The 18,633-nt window shown below is 73.2% G+C and carries 14 protein-coding genes; 8 read left to right on the forward strand and 6 right to left on the reverse strand.

Going from position 1 to position 18,633, the window contains the following annotated elements:
• The first annotated feature begins 68 nt into the window (after positions 1-68).
• Positions 69-1,544, forward strand: coding sequence for a PP2C family protein-serine/threonine phosphatase (locus ACFYXC_RS34630; RefSeq protein WP_389556260.1), 1,476 nt, complete (start codon positions 69-71; stop codon positions 1,542-1,544).
• Positions 1,545-1,631: 87 nt separating this feature from the next.
• On the opposite strand, the gene ACFYXC_RS34635 is transcribed toward ACFYXC_RS34630, so the two are convergent.
• On the reverse strand, positions 1,632-3,131 hold the full coding sequence (locus ACFYXC_RS34635; protein WP_389556262.1) for a hypothetical protein: 1,500 nt from the start codon (positions 3,129-3,131) through the stop codon (positions 1,632-1,634).
• Between the two features lie 232 nt (positions 3,132-3,363).
• Here ACFYXC_RS34635 and ACFYXC_RS34640 point away from each other — a divergent pair, with 232 nt between their 5' ends.
• Together ACFYXC_RS34640 and ACFYXC_RS34645 are read left to right on the forward strand one after the other, a co-directional pair.
• Positions 3,364-4,506 (forward strand): aminoglycoside phosphotransferase family protein, encoded by a 1,143-nt coding sequence (locus tag ACFYXC_RS34640; protein WP_389556264.1) that lies wholly within the window; start codon positions 3,364-3,366, stop codon positions 4,504-4,506.
• A gap of 307 nt (positions 4,507-4,813) precedes the next feature.
• On the forward strand, positions 4,814-6,799 hold the full coding sequence (locus tag ACFYXC_RS34645; protein ID WP_389556266.1) for an N-acetylmuramoyl-L-alanine amidase: 1,986 nt from the start codon (positions 4,814-4,816) through the stop codon (positions 6,797-6,799).
• A 54-nt stretch (positions 6,800-6,853) separates the two neighbouring features.
• On the opposite strand, the gene ACFYXC_RS34650 is transcribed toward ACFYXC_RS34645, so the two are convergent.
• Entirely contained in the window at positions 6,854-7,708 is an 855-nt protein-coding gene (locus tag ACFYXC_RS34650; RefSeq protein WP_389556268.1) for a (2Fe-2S)-binding protein, read from the reverse strand.
• 188 nt (positions 7,709-7,896) lie between these two features.
• Between ACFYXC_RS34650 and ACFYXC_RS34655 the strand changes: the two genes are divergently transcribed.
• The 4 genes from ACFYXC_RS34655 to ACFYXC_RS34670 all read left to right on the forward strand — a co-directional run bounded on the left by ACFYXC_RS34655 (position 7,897) and on the right by ACFYXC_RS34670 (position 14,090).
• Complete coding sequence (locus tag ACFYXC_RS34655) at positions 7,897-9,087, forward strand: acetyl-CoA carboxylase biotin carboxylase subunit family protein (RefSeq protein ID WP_389556270.1); 1,191 nt, start codon at positions 7,897-7,899, stop codon at positions 9,085-9,087.
• Positions 9,084-10,952 carry an IucA/IucC family protein gene (locus ACFYXC_RS34660; protein ID WP_389556272.1) on the forward strand — a complete coding sequence of 623 codons (1,869 nt, stop codon included), beginning with the start codon at positions 9,084-9,086 and terminating at the stop codon, positions 10,950-10,952. Before ACFYXC_RS34655 ends, ACFYXC_RS34660 begins: the two co-directional genes overlap by 4 nt.
• A gap of 145 nt (positions 10,953-11,097) precedes the next feature.
• Complete coding sequence (locus ACFYXC_RS34665; protein WP_389556274.1) at positions 11,098-12,867, forward strand: IucA/IucC family protein; 1,770 nt, start codon at positions 11,098-11,100, stop codon at positions 12,865-12,867.
• Positions 12,864-14,090: a type III PLP-dependent enzyme gene (locus ACFYXC_RS34670; RefSeq protein WP_389556275.1), complete on the forward strand. Its 1,227-nt coding sequence runs from the start codon at positions 12,864-12,866 to the stop codon at positions 14,088-14,090. Before ACFYXC_RS34665 ends, ACFYXC_RS34670 begins: the two co-directional genes overlap by 4 nt.
• Here the strand turns inward: ACFYXC_RS34670 and ACFYXC_RS34675 are convergent.
• From ACFYXC_RS34675 to ACFYXC_RS34690, 4 genes are all read right to left on the reverse strand, one after another.
• On the reverse strand, positions 14,047-16,560 hold the full coding sequence (locus ACFYXC_RS34675) for a glycoside hydrolase N-terminal domain-containing protein (protein ID WP_389556277.1): 2,514 nt from the start codon (positions 16,558-16,560) through the stop codon (positions 14,047-14,049). The two genes, ACFYXC_RS34670 and ACFYXC_RS34675, sit on opposite strands and share 44 nt — an antisense overlap.
• A gap of 112 nt (positions 16,561-16,672) precedes the next feature.
• Positions 16,673-17,170 (reverse strand): hypothetical protein, encoded by a 498-nt coding sequence (locus ACFYXC_RS34680; protein WP_388910814.1) that lies wholly within the window; start codon positions 17,168-17,170, stop codon positions 16,673-16,675.
• A gap of 283 nt (positions 17,171-17,453) precedes the next feature.
• Positions 17,454-17,879: an ACT domain-containing protein gene (locus ACFYXC_RS34685; protein ID WP_389556279.1), complete on the reverse strand. Its 426-nt coding sequence runs from the start codon at positions 17,877-17,879 to the stop codon at positions 17,454-17,456.
• 9 nt (positions 17,880-17,888) lie between these two features.
• Entirely contained in the window at positions 17,889-18,140 is a 252-nt protein-coding gene (locus ACFYXC_RS34690) for a CGNR zinc finger domain-containing protein (protein ID WP_389556281.1), read from the reverse strand.
• On the opposite strand from ACFYXC_RS34690, the gene ACFYXC_RS34695 reads away from it, so the two are divergent.
• Positions 18,095-18,421 (forward strand): hypothetical protein, encoded by a 327-nt coding sequence (locus ACFYXC_RS34695; RefSeq protein ID WP_389556287.1) that lies wholly within the window; start codon positions 18,095-18,097, stop codon positions 18,419-18,421. The genes ACFYXC_RS34690 and ACFYXC_RS34695 overlap by 46 nt on opposite strands.
• The last annotated feature ends 212 nt before the right edge of the window (positions 18,422-18,633 follow it).

The raw sequence follows: 18,633 nt of genomic DNA on the forward strand, positions 1-18,633 counted from the left end.
GGCTGTGCAACAGTCGTAACGGTCCTTCCCGCTGCCTTGGTCGTACCGTGCCTGTATCGGAGTACGTCATGCCGTCCCATCTCTCGGCGGACCATCCTGCCGCCCAGCCGCCTCCGCACGGCACGGTCGACGCGCTCATCTCGCAGACGCGTCGGCTGCGGGGCGACATGGACGCCGTACGACGTGACGCGCCGGCCGACGGCACGGACCCGCAGGGACGCTGGCAGCGCGCCCTGTGCGACCTGGCCGTGCACCAGCTCGACGACCTCGACGCCCACCTGGCACAGCTGAGGGACGGCCCCCCGCCCGCGCCCGTCGAGGACGAGGCGGCGTCCTCCGCGGCAGGGTCCGAACCGGCTTCCTCCCCCCGGCCCGGCTCACTGCTCAGCCGGGTCGGCAGCGCCGAGTGGAACCTGCTGACGGACGAGGTGAGCTGGTCGGGAGAGCTCTACCAGATCCTCGGCCGGGACCCCGCCGCTCCCCCGCTCACCCTCGACGAACTGCCCTCGGTCGTCCTCGACGAGGACCGCCCGGGACTGACCGCGATGGTCACGGACTGTCTGGTCGACGCCAAACCGATCGACGGGGAGTTCCGCGTGGTGCGCCCCGACGGCGACGTACGGACCGTGCACGTGATGGGTGAGCCCGTGCTCGACGTGGACGGCAGCACCGCCTCGATGTGGGCCGTCCTGCGCGACGTCAGCGAGCTGCGGCGCAGCCAGCGGACCGTCAGCGAGACCCGTGACTCGCTCCAGCGGCAACGGCACGCCGCGCAGACCGAACGCCGTCTCGCGGTCGAACTGCAGGAAGCCGTCCTGCCGCCGTGGCGCGGCTCCCCGATGCTCCCGCGGCAGGGCCCGGGAACACTGGAGCTCGCCGCCCGCCATCTGCCCTCCTCGTCCGGCACCCTCATCGGCGGCGACTGGTACGACGCCCTCGATCTCCCGGACGGCGACACGCTGTTGAGCGCGGGCGACCTCACCGGTCGTGGAGTCGCCGTCACCTCCGGCATGGCGATGCTGCTCGGCGCGCTGCGCGGCATGGCCGTCGCCGGCACCGAACCCGGCCGGCTCCTGGGATGCCTCAACCAACTGCTCGACGCCTCCGCGCAGCCGGCCCTGGGCAGCGCGGTGTGCTGCCGCTACCGGCCCACGTCCCGGACCCTCGTCTGGGCGCAGGCGGGACACCCCGCCCCGCTGCTGTTCCGCAACGGGACGGGGCGCGCGCTGACTCCGCCGGACGGCGTCCTGCTCGGCGCCACCTCGGGTGCCGTGTACGGACAGGCCGAAGAGGCGCTCGAACCGGGCGACCTCCTGCTCCTGCACACCGAAGGACTGGTCCCTCCGCGAGGAGGGTTCCCCCGGCCGGACGCGGCCGGCGGCGCGCAGGACACCGCGGCCGTCAGCCGCCTCCTCGCACTGGCTCCCCGCTTCCGCGAGGCCCGTACCGCACAGGACTGCGTACGGACGGTGGTGGAGGAGTTCGGTGAGACCACGGAACGCGACGACGACGCCTGTGTGCTCGTCGCGCGCGTCGCCACCTGACCGGGAACCGGGCAACCTTCGCCGCCCCGGACAGCTCGAACGACCTATGTGTCACCTGAGGCACCGCTGGTACAGCGCACGGACCCCCTATGCCCGTGCGTTGTTGGTGCCCCTCGGCTTCAACGTGCCCTTCGGCAGCGACAGTTTGATCTCCTCCCGCAGGTCGCTGATCTTCGGATAGCTGGAGTACTGCCCCGTCAGCCGGTACATCTCACGGAGCCGGTCCCAGGTGCGGTGGGACGAGTTCGAGCCCATCGACGTCAGGGCCAGCCGTGCGTACCGGTCGGCCTGCTCGGGGTCGTCGGCGATGAAGCAGGCGGAGGCGAGCGACAGGTGGTCGAAGATCTTCGACCGGTCCCGTCCCTTCTCCCGCAGGGCCAGCGCCTCCTTGGCGTGGCGCTGCGCGACGGCGGCCGCGGCCGGGTCGTGCTCCGCGAGCGTCCGGTAGGCGAGGGCCTGCATCCCGTGCATGTCCGCCTCGTCGAACAGCTGCATCCAGCTCGGCGGGGGCACGTCACCGTGGTCCGAGGAGAAGAGGTCCTCCGCCTCGCCCAGCGTGCGCCGCATGGCCTGGGCCTTGCCCATCGACGCCTGCGCCCACGCCTCGATGGTGTAGAGCATGGCCCTCGTACGCGGCAGTACCTCGTCGCCGGAGCCCGACTTGGCGAGCTTCATGAGGTCGAGCGCGTCGTCGGGCCGGCCGAGGTGCACCATCTGGCGGGCCGCTCTGGAGAGCGCCTCGCCGGCGCGGGGCCGGTCACCGCCCTCCCGTGCCGCGTGCGCGGCGATGATGAAGTACTTCTGCGCCGTGGGCTCCAGACCGACGTCGTGCGACATCCAGCCCGCGAGGACGGCGAGGTTGGCAGCGACGCCCCACAGGCGTCGCTGCAGATGGTCGGGGTGCCGGTAGGAGAGCATGCCTCCCACTTCGTTGAGCTGTCCCACGACAGCCTTGCGTTGCAGACCGCCACCGCGGGCCGCGTCCCAGGCCCGGAACACCTCGACCGAGCGCTCCAGTTCCTCGATCTCCTGCGACCCGATGGGGGCGGCCTCGCAGCGGTCGAACCCAGCGGGGTCGGCGTGCAGGGGATCGTCGGTGTCAGGGGCGTCGGCCGCGAGGGCCGGATCGGTGTGCAGCCACTCGTGCAGGGAACTGCTGAGTGTGGATCCTGCGGCGAGCGCGGCGCCCGCGCCCACCAAGCCGCGTCGGTTGAGCATGAGGTCCATTCCCGTGAATTCGGTGAGGACCGCAGCCGTCCGCTCGGGCGCCCACGGCACACCGTCGGGATGCTCCGCACTCCCGCCGCCCTGCCGTCTCCCCGCGCGCCCGCGCCGGACCAGACCGAGATCCTCGATGGTCACGACACGGCCGAGACGCTCGGTGAACAGCGCTGCCAGCACCCGCGGCACCGGATCGCGTGGGACCTCTCCCATGTCGATCCACCGCCGTACCCTCGAGGTGTCCGTCGCCAGCTGGGGGTGGCCCATGGCCGCCGCCTGCCGGTTGACCATTCTCGCGAGTTCGCCCTTGGACCAGCCGGCCAGGCCGAACAGGTCCGACAGTCGGGTGTTGGGTTGTCCGCTCACGTCAAGCCCCCAGGTTCTCGGCTGAGTTGACAGTAACCGCCTGTCAGTTGCTGAGCGACTATTCGCCAGGGTTCGCCAGGGCACGCCAGATGGTGTGCCACCGGGCGAAAGGTGTCAGGTAGGAACGCGCCACCCCGACCCGGTCGCCGAGGGACATTCCCCAGGGTGCTCCAGGGCGGCCGGGTCGGGTGGCGCGGTACCTCGCCGGCACACGAAGGGATCTGTTTCGCCCATGTACACAGCATCGTCCTCCGTGTCCGTCCCACCCCGGTCGCTGCACGCCCGCCCGGCAGGCGGCGGCCCCTATCTCGACCCCGCCCGCCCGACGGCGGCTCCCGTGCTCGGCGCCGGCCGGTCACGGCGTGTGCCGGGGCTCGGCACGCAACCGCTCAGCGGGAGACTCGACTTGTCCGGCCCCCAGGGCGCCCAGCTGCGTACGGCGATCGCGTCGGTGCACCGGATCTGTCCGGAGTTCTCTCCGGTACAGGTGCTGCGCCGCAGCGGACGCTCCGTGCTCCTGGTCGGTACGACAGGACGCAGCACCGCCGTGGCGAAGTGCTTACTGGACCACTCCCCCATGTGGGCCGACCGGATCCGGCACGAGATAGCGGCGTACCGCGCTTTCGTGCGGCAGCGCCCGCCGGTGCGGGTGCCCCGTCTGATCGCGGCGGACCCGGACAACTGCACCCTGGTGATCGAGCGGATGCCGGGACGCGTGGCGGCGCTGCACCGGCATCCCGCGGAGGCACCGCCCCGCGCGGACATCAGGGCGGCGCTCGGCGCGATCTGCCGGCTCAACGCGTGGCGGCCGCCGGCCGGGACGTTCGACGCCCCGCTGGACTACGCGGTACGTATCTCCCGGTACCACGAGCTGGGGCTGCTCACCGACCGGGACATGGGTGACCTGCAGAAGCTGGTGCACGGCATCGCGCACTCGGCCGGCCGCCAGGGCATGGGCCAGTTCTGTCACGGCGACGCCCTCCTGTCGAACATGCTCCTCTCCCCGGCCGGTCCGGTGCTGGTGGACTGGGAGCACGCGGGCTGGTATCTGCCGGGTTACGACCTGGCGACGCTGTGGGCGGTCCTCGGGGAGGCGCCCGCCGCCCGTCGGCAGATCAGCCAGATCGCCCAGTCGGCGGGACCCGCGGCGCGGGACGCGTTCCTGGTGAACCTGATGCTCGTCCTCACCAGGGAGATCCGTACCTACGAGACGGCCGTGCAGCGTTCGATGCACGAGACGACCCCGGCGGCACCGGGTCCGGCCCACCCGGGTGCTGCGCCGTCCGGTGAGGAACAGCGGCTGCTGCTGAGGCGGCTGCACGACGACTGCCAGATGGCCCGCAGGGCCGTGCGCGCGGCGGTCGGTACTCGCTGACGGGGACGAAGGTCCGCGGTGCGCCCAGGGACAGCGGCGCTTCGCGGACCTTCGTCGTGTCCGGACCTCCGCCTCGGGCCCGGCGTCCACCCGGACCCGCGCCGAGCGTCGAGCGGCGGCAGAGTGGTCTACTCCACTGACGCCTCGCAGCCCGGGTCACCGCCGCCCGGCGCCGGTGACGGCCGCCGCTGACGTGCGACATCGCGTGCCGCTGGGGGCGATTGACGGATGGTCGGAGAGCCGGTACCACTGACGCACACCCGCCCCCGTACGTCCCGTCACGCCCGCTCGTCCCAGGAGGTCTGCCTTGCGAGGATCCCCCACCGACCCCAGTCCCTCCGCCCGGCACCGGCGTGCCCGCCGGGCCGCGGGGGCCGTCGCCTCGGCCGCTCTGCTGCTGCCTCTGCTGGGAGCCGCACCGTACGACGGCGCCGGGCGGGGGTCCGCGCCCTCCGCCCGTCTGCAGAATGCTTTCGCCGAGGCGTCCGCCCGGTACGACGTGCCGCAGAGCGTGCTCCTCGGCGTCTCCTACCTGCAGTCCCGCTGGGACGACCACGCCGGGGCGCCCAGTGTCACGGGCGGCTACGGTCCCATGCATCTGACCGACGCCCGCACGGCGATCGCGCGGAGCACGGCACCGCACCACAGCGACGGTGAGGACGCCCGGGGCGACGAGTCACGCGGCACCCTCCTCCCAGAGGCGAGGATCCCGGAGGGCACGCGGCTTCCGGCGCGTCTCACCACGTTGACGAAGGCCGCCGAACTGACCGGCATCCCCGCGGAACGGCTGCGCACGGACGCGGCCGCCAACGTGGCGGGCGGGGCCGCGCTGCTGGCCGCCGCCCAGAAGCAGCTCGGCGAGCCGCTCGGTGACGACGCGGCCGACTGGTACGGGGCGGTGGCCCGCTACTCGGGCGCCGACGACACGGCGACGGCGGCGACGTACGCCGACGACGTCTTCGACGTGATCCGCCGGGGCGCGCGGCGCACGACGGACGCGGGGCAGCGGGTCGCGCTCGGCGCGCAGCCGCAACTGCGGCCGGTGACCGCGCAGGTGCGCGGGGCGGGACTGCGGGCACCCGCCGCGGGCGAGACCGAGTGCCCGGCGACCGTGTCCTGCGAGTGGATCCCGGCGCCGTACGAGGAGTTCGGGGACGGCGACTACGGCAACCACGACCTCGGCGACCGGCCGGCGTCCCAGAGCATCGAGTACATCGTCGTCCACGACACGGAGGGCGCCTGGGACGGCGTCCTCGACATGGTCCAGGATCCGACCTATGTGTCGTGGCAGTACTCCCTGCGCTCCACCGACGGGCACATCGCCCAGCACGTCAAGGCCAAGGACGTGGCCTGGCACGCCGGCAACTGGTACATCAACGCCAAGTCGATCGGCCTGGAGCACGAGGGCTTCCTGACCGCGCCCGACACCTGGTACACGGAAGCCATGTACCGGTCGTCGGCCCGGCTGGTGAAGTACCTGTCCAGGAAGTACGGCATTCCGCTGGACCGGCAGCACATCCTCGGCCACGACACCGTGCCCGGCACCACGACCGCGACCATCCCGTCGATGCACACGGACCCGGGCCCGTACTGGGACTGGCGGCACTACTTCGCGCTGCTCGGCAAACCGCTGCGCGCCACGTCCGGACCGAAGGGCGGGCTGATCACGGTGGCGCCGCGGTACGAGAGGAACAGGCCGGTGTTCACCGGCTGCGCCACCGCCGGTGAGCCATGCCCGGCGCACGGCTCCAGCGCCGTACGCCTCCACACCGGACCGAGCGAGGACGCCCCGCTCGTCAAGGACATCGGTCTGCGGCCCACCGGGGCGGACTCCACGACCGGTGTGAACGACGTCGGTTCGCGGGTCTCCACCGGCCAGCAGTACGCGGTCGCCGGACGCGACGGCGACTGGACGGCGATCTGGTACCTGGGCCAGAAGGCGTGGTTCAAGAACCCGCGGAAGCAGCCGACGGCGGTGCACGCGGCCGGTGCCGTCGTCACCCCGAAGGCCGGGCTGGCCGAGATCCCCGTCTACGGGCGCGCGTACCCGGAGAAGGAGGCGTACCCGGAAGGTGTGCCGGTCCAGTCGGTCTCGCCGCTGCCGTACAAGCTGCTCGCGGGGCAGAAGTACGCGGTCGGTGACAAGGTGCCGGGCGAGTACTACTACGCGCCCACCTTCGACACGACGCCGCACCGGGTGGTGCGCGGTTCGGACATGTACTACGAGATCCAGTTCGGGCACCGGGTGGCGTTCGTACGGGCCGCGGACGTACGGGTGACGCCGTCCGCGTAGGCCGGCCGGTGACGGGGGCGGCCGGCGGCCCGGGTGGCCCGTCGGCCGCCCCTGTCAGGATTCGAGGCGGCGCAGCCGTTCGGCGTCGCAGGTGCGCGGGCAGGTGGCGCACGCCTCGGCGGGCCGGATCGTGTAGTAGAGGCAGCAGCCCATACGGGTGCGGGTCGGGTGCCGCCGGCCGTCGCTGCCGGTGAGGTGGCGGAAGTCCGCCCCGCCGGGGAAGGGCGGGACGGCGGAGGGCAGCAGCGCCGAGGCGGCCCGTACGGCGTCCGGTTCCCGGCCGAGCATGCGGCCGAGGTACCAGATGCCGGAGACGAGATCGTCGGTGACCAGGCCCCACAGGGCGCGCGGACCGCGCCGGACGTACGGGCCGATCGCGGTGAGCAGCGGTTCCATGTGGTCGGCGACGGCGACCCGCAACTCCGCGCGCAAAGCGCCCTCATGAGGAACCGTCAGCACCCCGGGCAGCGTGGCCGCGGGGTCGTCCGGGAGGCAGGCCAGGTCCGGGCCGGGGCTGATCTCGAAGACGCCGGACCCCAGGTCGATCCGTACGTCCTCGGGGCGGACGCGCGGCACCCGGCCCGTGAGGTACCAGACGCCGCTCATCAGCAGGCCCACCGACCAGGCGTAGTCGTGCAGGGCGCGGGAGGCGGCGACGTCACGGCGCGGGACGTGGTCGTAGCGTTCCCGGATCCGGGAGTCCTCGGCCAGGAGGAAAGTTTCCAGAGCCTCGCGGTCCTTCGTCAACTCGGCTCCGCCGACCCCCGTGCGGGTGAATCGTGAGGCCGGGTCCGCCACGCGTACCGTCAGTGCCGGGCACCGGTCCGTGAGTTGCCGGTAGGCGTCGGTGAGCAGGCCGGACACGGTCGCGGTCCCGCCGGTCGACGGAGTCTCCACGGCCACGGTCATCGGTACTCCTGGGCAGGGGGCGGAGCGAGAAAACGAGGTAAGGCTTACCTTAGTATAGAGATCACCAACAGCAGTGCGTGACCCCACGCCTGACGCGGCCTCAGCCAGGGGACCGCGACCCGACGGGCCGCACCCGTGGTCCGCCACCACCGCCACCGCCCGTCCCCGAGCAGAAGTTGTTCCGTCGCATGCGCATGTACTTGCTCGCCCGCAACCCGACCGACTCCGTCACGGAAGGGTTCCTGCCGGCCGCGGCACGGCTCGGCCTGCGGGTGACCGTCCTCACGGACCAGCCGGACGCCCACCGGCGCGCGTATGCGAGGGCCGGCGGGATCGAGGTCCTGGAGTGCGACGTCCTCGACTTCCGCTCCGTCGTCGCCCGGGTCTCCGCGCTCGGCCGTCCCGACGCGGTCTTCACCAACAGCGACCACCTGCAGATCCAGGCCGCGCTGGCCGCCGCCTACTTCGGCCTGCCGGGCAAGGACTGGCGTGTCGCCCTGCGCACCAAGGACAAGGCGGAGATGCGGCGCCATCTCGCCTCCGCGGGCGCCGACACGGTGTGGTCGGCCGAGGTCACCGACCACACGGACGTGGCCGCCCTCGACGTGCCGTACCCGTGTGTCGTCAAGCCGCGCGAGGGTGTCGCCAGCGAGGACGTCGTACTCGTGACGGGACCCGGGGAACTGGTGGCGCGGTGCGCGCTGATCCGCGACCGCCGCCCCGGGGCCGCCCTGGTCGTCGAGGAGTACCTGCCCGGGGAGCTCTACACCCTGGAGACGCTCGGCGACGGCCGGGTACGCCATGTCCTGGGCGGTTTCCACACCGTGGTGTCCCCGCCGCCGTACTTCATCGAGGAGCGGCTCACCTTCGTCGCGGCCCATCCCGAACCGGTCGTCGCCCAGGTGCTGGCGCAGCTCGACGCACTCGGCGTCGGGTTCGGCGCCTGTCACACCGAGTTCGTGGTGCACGAGGGCCGGGCGAGGATCATAGAGGTCAACTACCGCGCCATAGGGGACCAGTGCGATCTGCTGCTGGCGCGGCTGCTGGAGATCCCGCTCTTCGAGCACATCCTGCGTACGCACCTGGGTGAGCCCCTGCCCGCGGACCTCGGCGCGCGGCGCGACGGTGTGGCCCGGCTGGACTACCCGTGCGCCGAGCGCGCCGGGACGCTGACCGCGGCCCCCGCCGCGGCGGAACTGAGCGTCGGCGGCGTGTCGTTGACCTACCGTCCGCTCAGGGCGGTCGGTGAGCGGCATGAGGTGTACCGCACCAACCGCGACTTCCTCGGCGTGGTGCGGGCGACCGGTACCGACCAGGAGGCCGTGGACAGCGCCGTGACCGCGTTCCTGGCCGGGCAGCGGTGGGAGATCCAGCCGTGACGGCTCGCGGAGCCGGCCTGCCGGACGAGACAGCCGATGCCGCTCAGGGCGAGCTGGTGACGCGTGTGCTCAGCGCGCTGCTGCGGGAGGACGTGGTCGGACTGCGCTCGGCCGGCCGGCTGGTGCACCGGCCGGACGGCGCCTGGTGGCAACGGCCGTGCGAGGACGGGCGGTTCCTGCTGCTGCCCGTCGTCGAGGACGGGTTCCAGTGCGAGTACGCCGCCCGGCTGCCGTTGCTCGTCGCCGAGTTCGGGGACCCGCTGGAGCCCGGCGATCCCAGGGAGCCCGGCGCGCCCGAAGAGCCCGGAGAGTCCGGCCAGTCCGGCCAGTTCAGCGGATCCGCGTCCGTCCGCTACGAGACGTGCGAAGCGGTCCTCGGCGTCCTGCGGGCTCTGGCCCACCCCCTCGACCGGGCGGGATTCGACGCCTTCGCCGAGGAGTGCCGTCAGACGCTGACCACCATGCGCCTGCACACCGCGGTCCGCGACGAGGTGTTCGACCGGCTGACGGCCCGTCACGGCCCCCGGGTGAACGACTGGACGGGGCTGAGCGGCGGGCCGGCGTACGACACCCTCGCCGCGCACCTCGACCACCCCGTCTACCCGACCGCACGCGGACGCGCCGGACTGGACGAGACGCACCTGCGGGCCTACGCGCCCGAGTCGCACCCGCGCTTCGCGCTGCGCTGGCTCGCGGTGCCTCAGGAGGCAGTGTCCGGGACGTTCCCGGACCGCTGGCCCACACCCGCGGCGCTCGGTCTGCCGGGGCTCGACGGTACGCATGTGGCGCTGCCCGTCCACCCACTGACCGTCGGCGCCCCCTTGCGGGGCGCCCTGCGCGCCACCGGTCTGGAAGGGCGGGCCGTGCTCGCCGACCGCGCCCACCTCGAAGCCGTGCCGACCCTGTCGATGCGTACCGTGGCCCTGACCGACGAGCCGTCCCTGCACGTCAAGCTGCCCCTGGCCACGGCGTCCCTGGGGCTGCGCAACCGGCGGACCATCAAACCCGGCACGCTCGTCGACGGGGCCGCGGGACAGCGTCTGATCGAGCAGGTCATCGTCCGCGAGCCGCGCTTCGGGGGCACGATCCTGCACGCCGAGGAGAGTCGGTACGCGCACGCCGGGCACGAACTGCTCGCCGCGCTGTTCCGGCGCCACCCCGAGGGTCTCCAGGATTCCGTCGTCGTGCCCCTGGCCGCCCTGCCGGCCGGGGCACCCGGCGGACGGCTGGTCGTCGACCACCTGGCCGACCGCTTCTACGGCGGTGACCTCCTCGCGCTGCTGGACGCCTTCCTGACCCTGCTGCTCGACTGGCAGACCACGCTGTTCGGGTACGGGATCGCGCTCGAATCGCACCAGCAGAACATCTCCATGGTCCTCGACCGGCAGCACGACGGCCGCACCCGGCTGCGTCTGCTGTTGAAGGACAACGACGGGCCGCGCATCAACGGCGTGCGGCTGAGGGAGCGCCTGGGGGACGCGGCCCCGGGGGCCGGGGACTTCGACGACGCCCGGACCTTCGCCGCGGGTGACCAGCCGGTCGTCGACCTGTTCACCACCGTCACGGTCCATCTGTGCGCCGGCGCCTACGCGTTCGGGTTCGCCCGGCACGGTCGCGCGCCGCTCGCGGTACTGCTGCGGCTCGTGCGCGACCGGCTGGCCGAGGCGATCGAACGGCTCGGGACGGGAGCGGGTGAGCCCGGTGCCGTGCTGCGTGCCCAGGTGCTGGACGCGCCGCGCCTGCCGGTCAAGGCGATGGTCACCGCGGGAACGCTCCTCAGCAAGGAACGTTCGGGCGCGGCGGACATCAACAAGCACTACACCACTGGGCCCAACTACCTGCTGCGCGCCCGGAGTCCGGCATGAGGGGTGCGACCTGGCCCCTCGCGGGTGCCCCGGCACCCGTCATGGGTGCCGCGGCGCGGCGCGGCCGACCCCCTCCTGCCGCGACCGCGTAGGCGCGCCCCTACTTCGCTCTCCCCGTACCCGCTGAAGCCGCACGGAGCCGCACATGCCCTCGCTGACCGAGACGCTCGGTAGCACCCCCCTCGCCACCCCCGGCCCCGCCGCCGGTCCCGCCACCGAGGCGCACCTTCCCGGCGCGGACGAGGTCGTGGCGCACACCCTGCTCAACTGTCTGGTGCGCGAGGTGTCGGCTCCCGAGCAGCAGATCGCTGTCACCGACCGCCATCTGCTGGTACGCCTCCCCCGCCGTGGTGTGCTGCTGCGTGTCGCGCTGCGGCGGACGTCGATGCTCGGCGCCCACCGCTTCACCGGCCCGGTGAGTGAGCGGACGGCCGACGGCGGCTGGAGCGGGATCGGCCGGCGACGGCTGGCGGAGCTCACGCGGGAGGAGCTGTTCCTGCGTACCGGGGTGCGCAACGAGGAGTTCCTGGACCAGGTCGACTCCAGCCACCGGATCGTCGCGGCGGCCCTCGACGTACGGGCCGCCGACGGGACCGCACCGGCGGACACCCCCGTCGCCGCCTACCTCGCCTCCGAGCAGTCTCTGCTGTTCGGGCACCGTTTCCACCCCACGCCCAAGGCGCGCACCGGGGACGCGGACTCCTGGCCCGCCTACGCGCCGGAGGCCGCCGCGGCCTTCCCGCTGCGGCACCTCGCCGTCCGCGAACACCTGATCGCGCAGGAGTCGGCGGAGCCCGGCGCCCTGGACGCGCTCGACCGGGTGGCCGTCCCCGCGGGCTACCGGCTGTTGCCCGCGCACCCCTGGCAGTACGCCATGCTGCGCGAGCACCCGACGCTCCGTGCGGCTCTCGGACGGGGGGAGGTCCTGGACCTCGGCCCGGGCGGCAGACCCTTCGCGGCCACCGCGTCCGTGCGGACCCTGTACGACGGCGAGTCGTTCCTGAAGTTCAGCCTCAACATCCGCATCACCAACTGCTGGCGCAAGAACGCCGGTTACGAGCTGTCCGGCGCCGTCGCGCTCACCCGGGTGCTCGCCCCGGTGCTCGCCGACCTGGCCGACCGGTTCCCCGGCAGCGCGGTACTCCGGGAGCCCGCGTACCGCAGCCTCGCCCTGCCCGGTCCGGACGGAACACCGGACCGCGAGATGCTCGAAGGGTTCGGTGTCATCGTCCGCGAGGGTCTCGGACGCCGGCTGCTGCCCGGGACCACCCCGCTGCTCGCGGCGGCCGTGGCGGACGAGTACCCCACCAGCCCCGCACACGTCTCCCGTCTCCTCGACGGGGCCGGCCCGCAGGCGGCGCTCGACTGGTGGGCGGCCTACCTCAGACTGCTGGTGCCGCCCGTCCTCGCCGCCTACTTCGACCACGGTCTGGTACTGGAACCCCATCTGCAGAACGTGCTGATCTGCGTCGACGGCGACGGCATGCCCGCCCAGGTCCTCTTCCGGGACCTGGAGGGCACCAAGCTCGTGCCCGAGCACCACGCCGGGACCCTCGCCTCGCTGCCGCCCGAGGTCGCGGGCCCGATGACGTACGACGCGCGGCGCGGCTGGGACCGGGTCGTCTACTGCCTGCTCGTGAACCACGTCGCCGAACTGCTCGCCGCCCTCGCCGATCTGCATCCGCGCACCGAGGCCGCGCTGTGGGCGGAGGTCCGCGCCACCCTGCGGACGTACGCCGACCGGTACGGCTGCCCGCCGCCGCTGGCCGCGCTGCTCGCGGGCGTGCCGCTGCCCGCCAAGGCGAACCTCCTCACCCGCTGGGAGCGCAAGGCCGACCGCGAGGCCGGATACGTCCCTCTGCCCTCTCCGCTCGGCGAGGGCATCCTGCGCCACCCGACCGGGAGCACCCGATGACCACCGCGACCGCCGCCCCGTCCCTCACCGACGCCGTACGGGAGCGCGTGCTGTCCCTGCCGGCGGGCGAACTCCCCGCCTACGTGTACGACATGCAGGCGCTGCGCGTACACGCCGAGGCGGTGCGGACCGCCCTGCCCGGGTGCGTCGAGCTCTACTACGCGGCGAAGGCCAACCCGGAGCCGGAGATCCTGGCCGCGCTCGGCCCGTACGTGGACGGCTACGAGGTCGCCTCGGGCGGCGAACTCGCCCATGTCGCCGGGGCGGTGCCGGGCCGCCCGCTGGCCTTCGGCGGACCCGGCAAGACCCCCGCCGAGATCGTGGCCGCGCTGGAGCTGGGGGTGCGGCGCTTCCATGTGGAGAGCGAGCACGAACTGCGCATGCTGGCCGGCCTCACCCGGCAGGTCGCGCCGGGGACCCGGGTGGCGGTGCTGCCGCGCTTCAACCTGCCCGTGGCCGCGGGCTCGCTGGCGGAGAGCGCCCTCGCGATGGGCGGGCGCCCCACCCCCTTCGGTGTGGATCCGTCCCGGGCGGACGCGGTGGTGGGTCTGCTCACCGACGGCTCCTGTCCGCAGCTCGAACTCCGGGGTGTGCACGCGCATCTGGCGAGTGGCCTGCGCGCTCCGGAACAGCTCGCGGTGGCCGGGTCGATCGTGGAGTGGGCCGTCCGGCTGGCCGCGCGGCACGGGGTACGGATCGCCGAGGTGAACGTCGGTGGCGGTATGACGGTCGACTACGCCACCCCCGAGGAGCGGTTCGACTGGTCCGGGTACGGAGAAGGGCTCGCCCGGCTCGGGGCCCGGCACCCGGAGCTGACGCTGCGGGTCGAGCCCGGCCGCGCGCTGACGGCGTACTGCGGCTGGTACGCGACCGAGGTGCTGGACGTGAAGCACAGCCACGGCGAGGAGTTCGCCGTCGTACGCGGCGGCACGCACCACCTGCGCACGCCGGCGACCAAGGGACACGACCAGCCCTGCACCCCGCTCCCGGTCGAGGACTGGCCCCATCCGTGGCCCCGGCCGGCGGCGCGGGGCGAACGCGTCACCCTCACCGGCCAGTTGTGCACGCCGAAGGACGTCCTGGCCCGGCACGTCCCCGCATTGGGGCTGCGGGCGGGCGACCGCGTGGCGTTCGCGCTCGCGGGCGCCTACGCGTGGAACATCTCCCACCACGACTTCCTCATGCACCCACGGCCCGGCTTCCACTTCCTGGACCGTCACTGACCCTCCTTGCCGACCATACGTACCGGCGCCCCGCGACCGCCCTGAACGTCGTCCCGCCGTCCGGCAGCAGACCGCTGCGGACGGTGAGGCGCCGCGCCCGGGAGGCGGTCACCGTGACCCGGGTCGCGCGGCCGTCGGCCCAGTCGATGCCGACGGTGGCGCCGCCGCGGGCGCGCAGGCCGCGCACCGAGCCGTGCCGCCAGGCGGCGGGCAGCGCGGGGAGGATCTCGATGACGCCGTGCTGGCTCTGCAGCAGCATCTCGACGATCCCGGCCGTGGCTCCGAGGTTGCCGTCGATCTGGAACGGCGGGTGCGTGTCCCAGAGGTTGGGCAGGGTGGAGGACGTGAGCTGTTCGCCGAGCATCCAGTGGGCGTGGTCGCCGTCCCGCAGCCGCGCCCAGAAGTTGATCTTCCATGCCTTGGACCAGCCGGTGCCGCCGTCCCCTCTGGCCGTGAGCGAGACCCTTGCCGCGTCCGCCCACTGACTGTCGGGCTCGATCTGACGGCCGGGGTGCAGCGCGAACAGGTGGGAGAGGTGGCGATGGTCGTCCTGCGGGTCGTCCAGGTCCGCCTTCCACTCCTGGAGCTGGCCCCAGGAGCCGACGCGCAGGCCGGGGTCCAGGTCGGCCAGCGTCCTCTCCAGCCGGTGACGGAACGCGGCGTCGTCGCCGAGGGTGCGCGCCGCCTCCAGGGTGTCGGTCAGCAGGCCGTGCACGATCTGCTGGGACATGGCGGCGCCCGCGGTGAAGTCGCCGTGCTCGGGCGAATGGCTCGGTGTGACGACGAGTGTTCCGTCGCGTGGATCGGTGCGCAGGGTGTCGAGCCAGAACTCCGCGGCCTCTTTCATCACGGGATACGCGGTGGAGCGCAGGTACTCCACCGAACCGCCGAACCGGTAGTGCTCGTAGAGTTGCCGGGTCAGCCACGCGGCCGCCTCGGGGAACCAGAAGGCCGTGGACCAGTCGTGCACGCCGGTGAAGCCGTACGGGTTGGTCTCGTTGTGCACGACCCAGCCCCGCGAGCCGAACATCTCCTTCGCCGTCCGGCGTCCGGGTGCGCGCAGCGCCTCGACGAAGCGGTCGTAGGGCGCCGTCGTCCCGGCGAGGTTCGCGGCCTCGGCGGGCCAGTAGTTCATCTGCAGGTTGATGTTGACGTGGTAGTCGGCGGACCAGGGGGGTGAGGTGCTGTTGTTCCATACGCCCTGGAGGTTGGCGGGCAGCGAGCCGGGGCGCGAGGACGCGATGAGGAGGTAGCGGCCGTACTGGAAGAAGAGGGCCTCCAGAGCGCGGTCGGCGGCCGTGGTGCCGCCGGTGTAGTCCGCCAGCAGGCGGTCCGTCGGGATGTCGGGGGCCTCGGCGCGGAGGTCCAGGGCCGCGCGGCCGAACAGGGCACGGTGATCCCGTACATGACGGGCCATCAGTGTCCCGTAGCTGTCGCCGGCCTGGTCGACGGCCCTGGTGACGGCGGCGTGCGGGTCCTCGCCCCGGTACTCGGGGTACGTGTCGGCGTAGTCCGTGCCGGCGGCCAGCACGAACCAGGCGCTGTCGGCGCCGGTCACACCGATGGTGCCGTCGGGGTGGGAGGTGACCGTGCCGCCCTCGGCGTGTACGCGGAGCTGGGCCTCGAAGCGCAGTCCGTTGTCCGCGAGGGTGCCCCACACGGTCAGCCTGCCGCCGGCCGCGGTGGCGGTGTAGTCGTCGCGGGGCGAGCTGTGGCGGAACGTGCAGGTGACGCTGCCGGGCCGGTCCGCGCTCAGCCGTCCCACGAGCACCCCGTCGGGGTACGAGGCGAAGAACTCCCGCTGGTGTCGCACCTGTCGGTGGGTGTAGACGACGGTCGCGACGGCGTCGGCGAGGTCCAGTGCGCGGCGGTACGTGTCCGGTGGCGCCGTCGGTGCGTCCGGGACGTCGATGTGGAGGTCGCCGAAGATCTGGTGGGCGCCGTAGCCGACACGGGACTGGCCGAGTTCGGCGGCCACCGTGTCGGGGTCGAGCCGGGTCCCGGCGTCGATCCTCTCCCGCACGGCGGTGAGGGCACCGGGACGGGCCGTACGCCAGTTGCCGTGGTCGTAGCCCTGGACCGAACCGGGGCCGCCGGTCCAGAGGGTCTTCTCGTTGAACTGCAGCCGCTCGGAGGCGAGGGTGCCGAACACCATGGCACCGAGGGCGCCGTTGCCGATCGGCAGCGCTTCACGCTCCCAGTCGGCGGCCGGGGCGGCGTACCAGAGGGACGTGGGCCCCGGCGACGGGACCGACGAGACATCCGCCGAGACGTCGGACGACGCCGAGGCATCAAACGACACGGCCCGCGACACATCCGATGTATCCGCAGCCCGGTCCTCCCCGGATGCGGGATCCCCTGCCTCGCCGACGAGACCTGTCGCTCCGCCATCTGCGGTTTTAAGGGTGGCCCTTCGGGAGGACGCGTGGGTCACCTGCGGATCGCGTGGTTCACGTACCAGAGACGACATGACCCCTGACGCTAGAGGTCCGATCACCCGAGCGACAAGGGTCATGACAAAGACAGACGGCAGGCGGGCGGGGGCGCCCCACCTGGGAGGTCGCCGGGGCCGCCGGGGTCGGTCAGCCCTGCTGGAACAGCTCCGCGGGCAGCGGCTTGAGCAGCGCGTACAGATCGTCGGTGATGGGGCGGTCCCACGCCGCGATGGTCACCAGGACCTTGTCGCTGCGGTCGAACTGCACACAGGAGATGCGCGTCTCGGAGAGCTTGAGGCGGCGCACGATCAGGAGGTTGTCGCCCTGCATCACCGGCATGTCCTCGGCGCCGACGACGGTGACCTCCTCGTCGTTCTCCAGCGCGAGCAGCAGCTGGGCCACCTCGAACGGGACCTCTCCGTCGGCGACGTCCCGGGCCGGGGAGCCCTCCGGAAGATTACCGATGATCATCGCCGGACCACGGCCGCCGAACAGGTCGTAGCGCAGGAACACACCCTGACAGCTGCCGTCGGGTGCGGGCAGCAGGCCCGCGCCGAGGTTGCCCGGCCAGTCGCCCGGATCCATGGCCAGAACATCGAAATCCGGCCCGGTGGGAGTGGCGCTGCGGCGGCGGAGGAAGGACATGCCGCAATGGTACGTGCACCGGGGGGTCGTCCGCCGTGGGGGCGAGGGCCGCCGCGCCCGGCTGTCCGCCCTCACGCGTCGACGGCGGGGCCGCCATCCCGCCGGTCGTCGGCCTCCGCACGACCGGAGCGGGGCGTACGGGTCGCCGGGTGTCGGCCGCCGCGGTGCGCCGGGACACGGGAAGTCATCGTCCGTTCGCCACCGCGCAACGCGTCCGCGTGCGGGACGCCACCCCGTGTTCGCCGACGTCCGCCGGGGCGAGGGACGCGGGTCCCTCCCGGCGTCACCGGCGGGAGCGTTCGGCCAGCTGTTCCAGCAGGGCCACGGCCTCGGCCGCCCGCGCGTGCGGGACGAAGAGGTGGTCGTGGTGGAAGCCGGCGACGACGTTGCAGCTCAGTCCCGCTTCGGCGAGTGTCTGGGCGACGGCGGCCGTGAGGCCGACGGCGTCCAGCGCCGAGTGGATGCGCAGAGTGATCCAGCCGGCCACGTAGTCGTAGGTCAGGCGTGCGGCGTCGGCGTCCTCCTGTTCGACGACGAGGGTGAGGCCCTCGTCCTCGACGACGGTGACGACGGGTGTGAGACCGGGGGGCGCCGTGACACCGGGGACGGTGGTGAAGACGTAGCGGCCGGGGTGCAGGGCGGGTTCCATACCGCGCAACAGCCGGCCGAGATCGTGTTCCGCGTCCGTTCCGCCACTCATGCTGCTCATGCCGGGAGGTTATGCCGTCTTCTTGTGCCGTTCGTGGTGGCGGGCGACACGAGCGCGGTTGCCGCACGAAGGTGTGCACCATTCCTGGCGCGGATGGTCCTGGAGGAAGTAGCGCACACAGCGTGGTGCGTGGCAGGCGCGCAGCCGCCGTCGGTCGGGGCCCGCGAGGAAGGCGACGGCGGCGCGGGCCAGGGCGGCGCGAGGTCCACGCCGTCGTGCAGCGGTACCTGGCGTACGACGGGGTCGGCGCCCCCGGTCCACGTGAGGACGGGGACGGTGGGGGCCAGGGCCGCCCGGGCGTTCAGCCGTTCGACGGCGTCGCGTGGCGGCATCGGTGGGGCCGCGCCGGCGGACCCGGGCAGGGCCGGGCGCACGGCGTGGGCGAACAGGCGCGCACGTCGGCGCGTACCGCACGTACCGCGGCCAGTGCGGCGTCGTCCGCGGGGAGCCCGGCGGCCCCGCCCGCCGCGGCGTTCCCGGCGGTCCGGACGGCGCCGACCGGGTCCGGTGAGGGCTGGGACAAGCAACTGCTCTGGCCGTGAGCCGGGGACTTCTGCGCAGAGGGACGTACGGGCCGCTCGCCACCGGCCGGCCCGCGGGCTCACCCCACGGCGGGCTCACCCCACGGCGGTGGGGGGCCCCCCCCCCCCCCCCCCCCCCGCCCCCCCCCCCCCCCCGGCCCCCCCCCCCCCCCCCCCCCCGGCCCCCCCCCCCCCCCCCCCCCCCCCCCCCCCCCCCCCCCCCCCCCCCCCCC

Source organism: Streptomyces sp. NPDC002701 (assembly GCF_042889045.1).
Classification (GTDB): Bacteria; Actinomycetota; Actinomycetes; order Streptomycetales; family Streptomycetaceae; genus Streptomyces.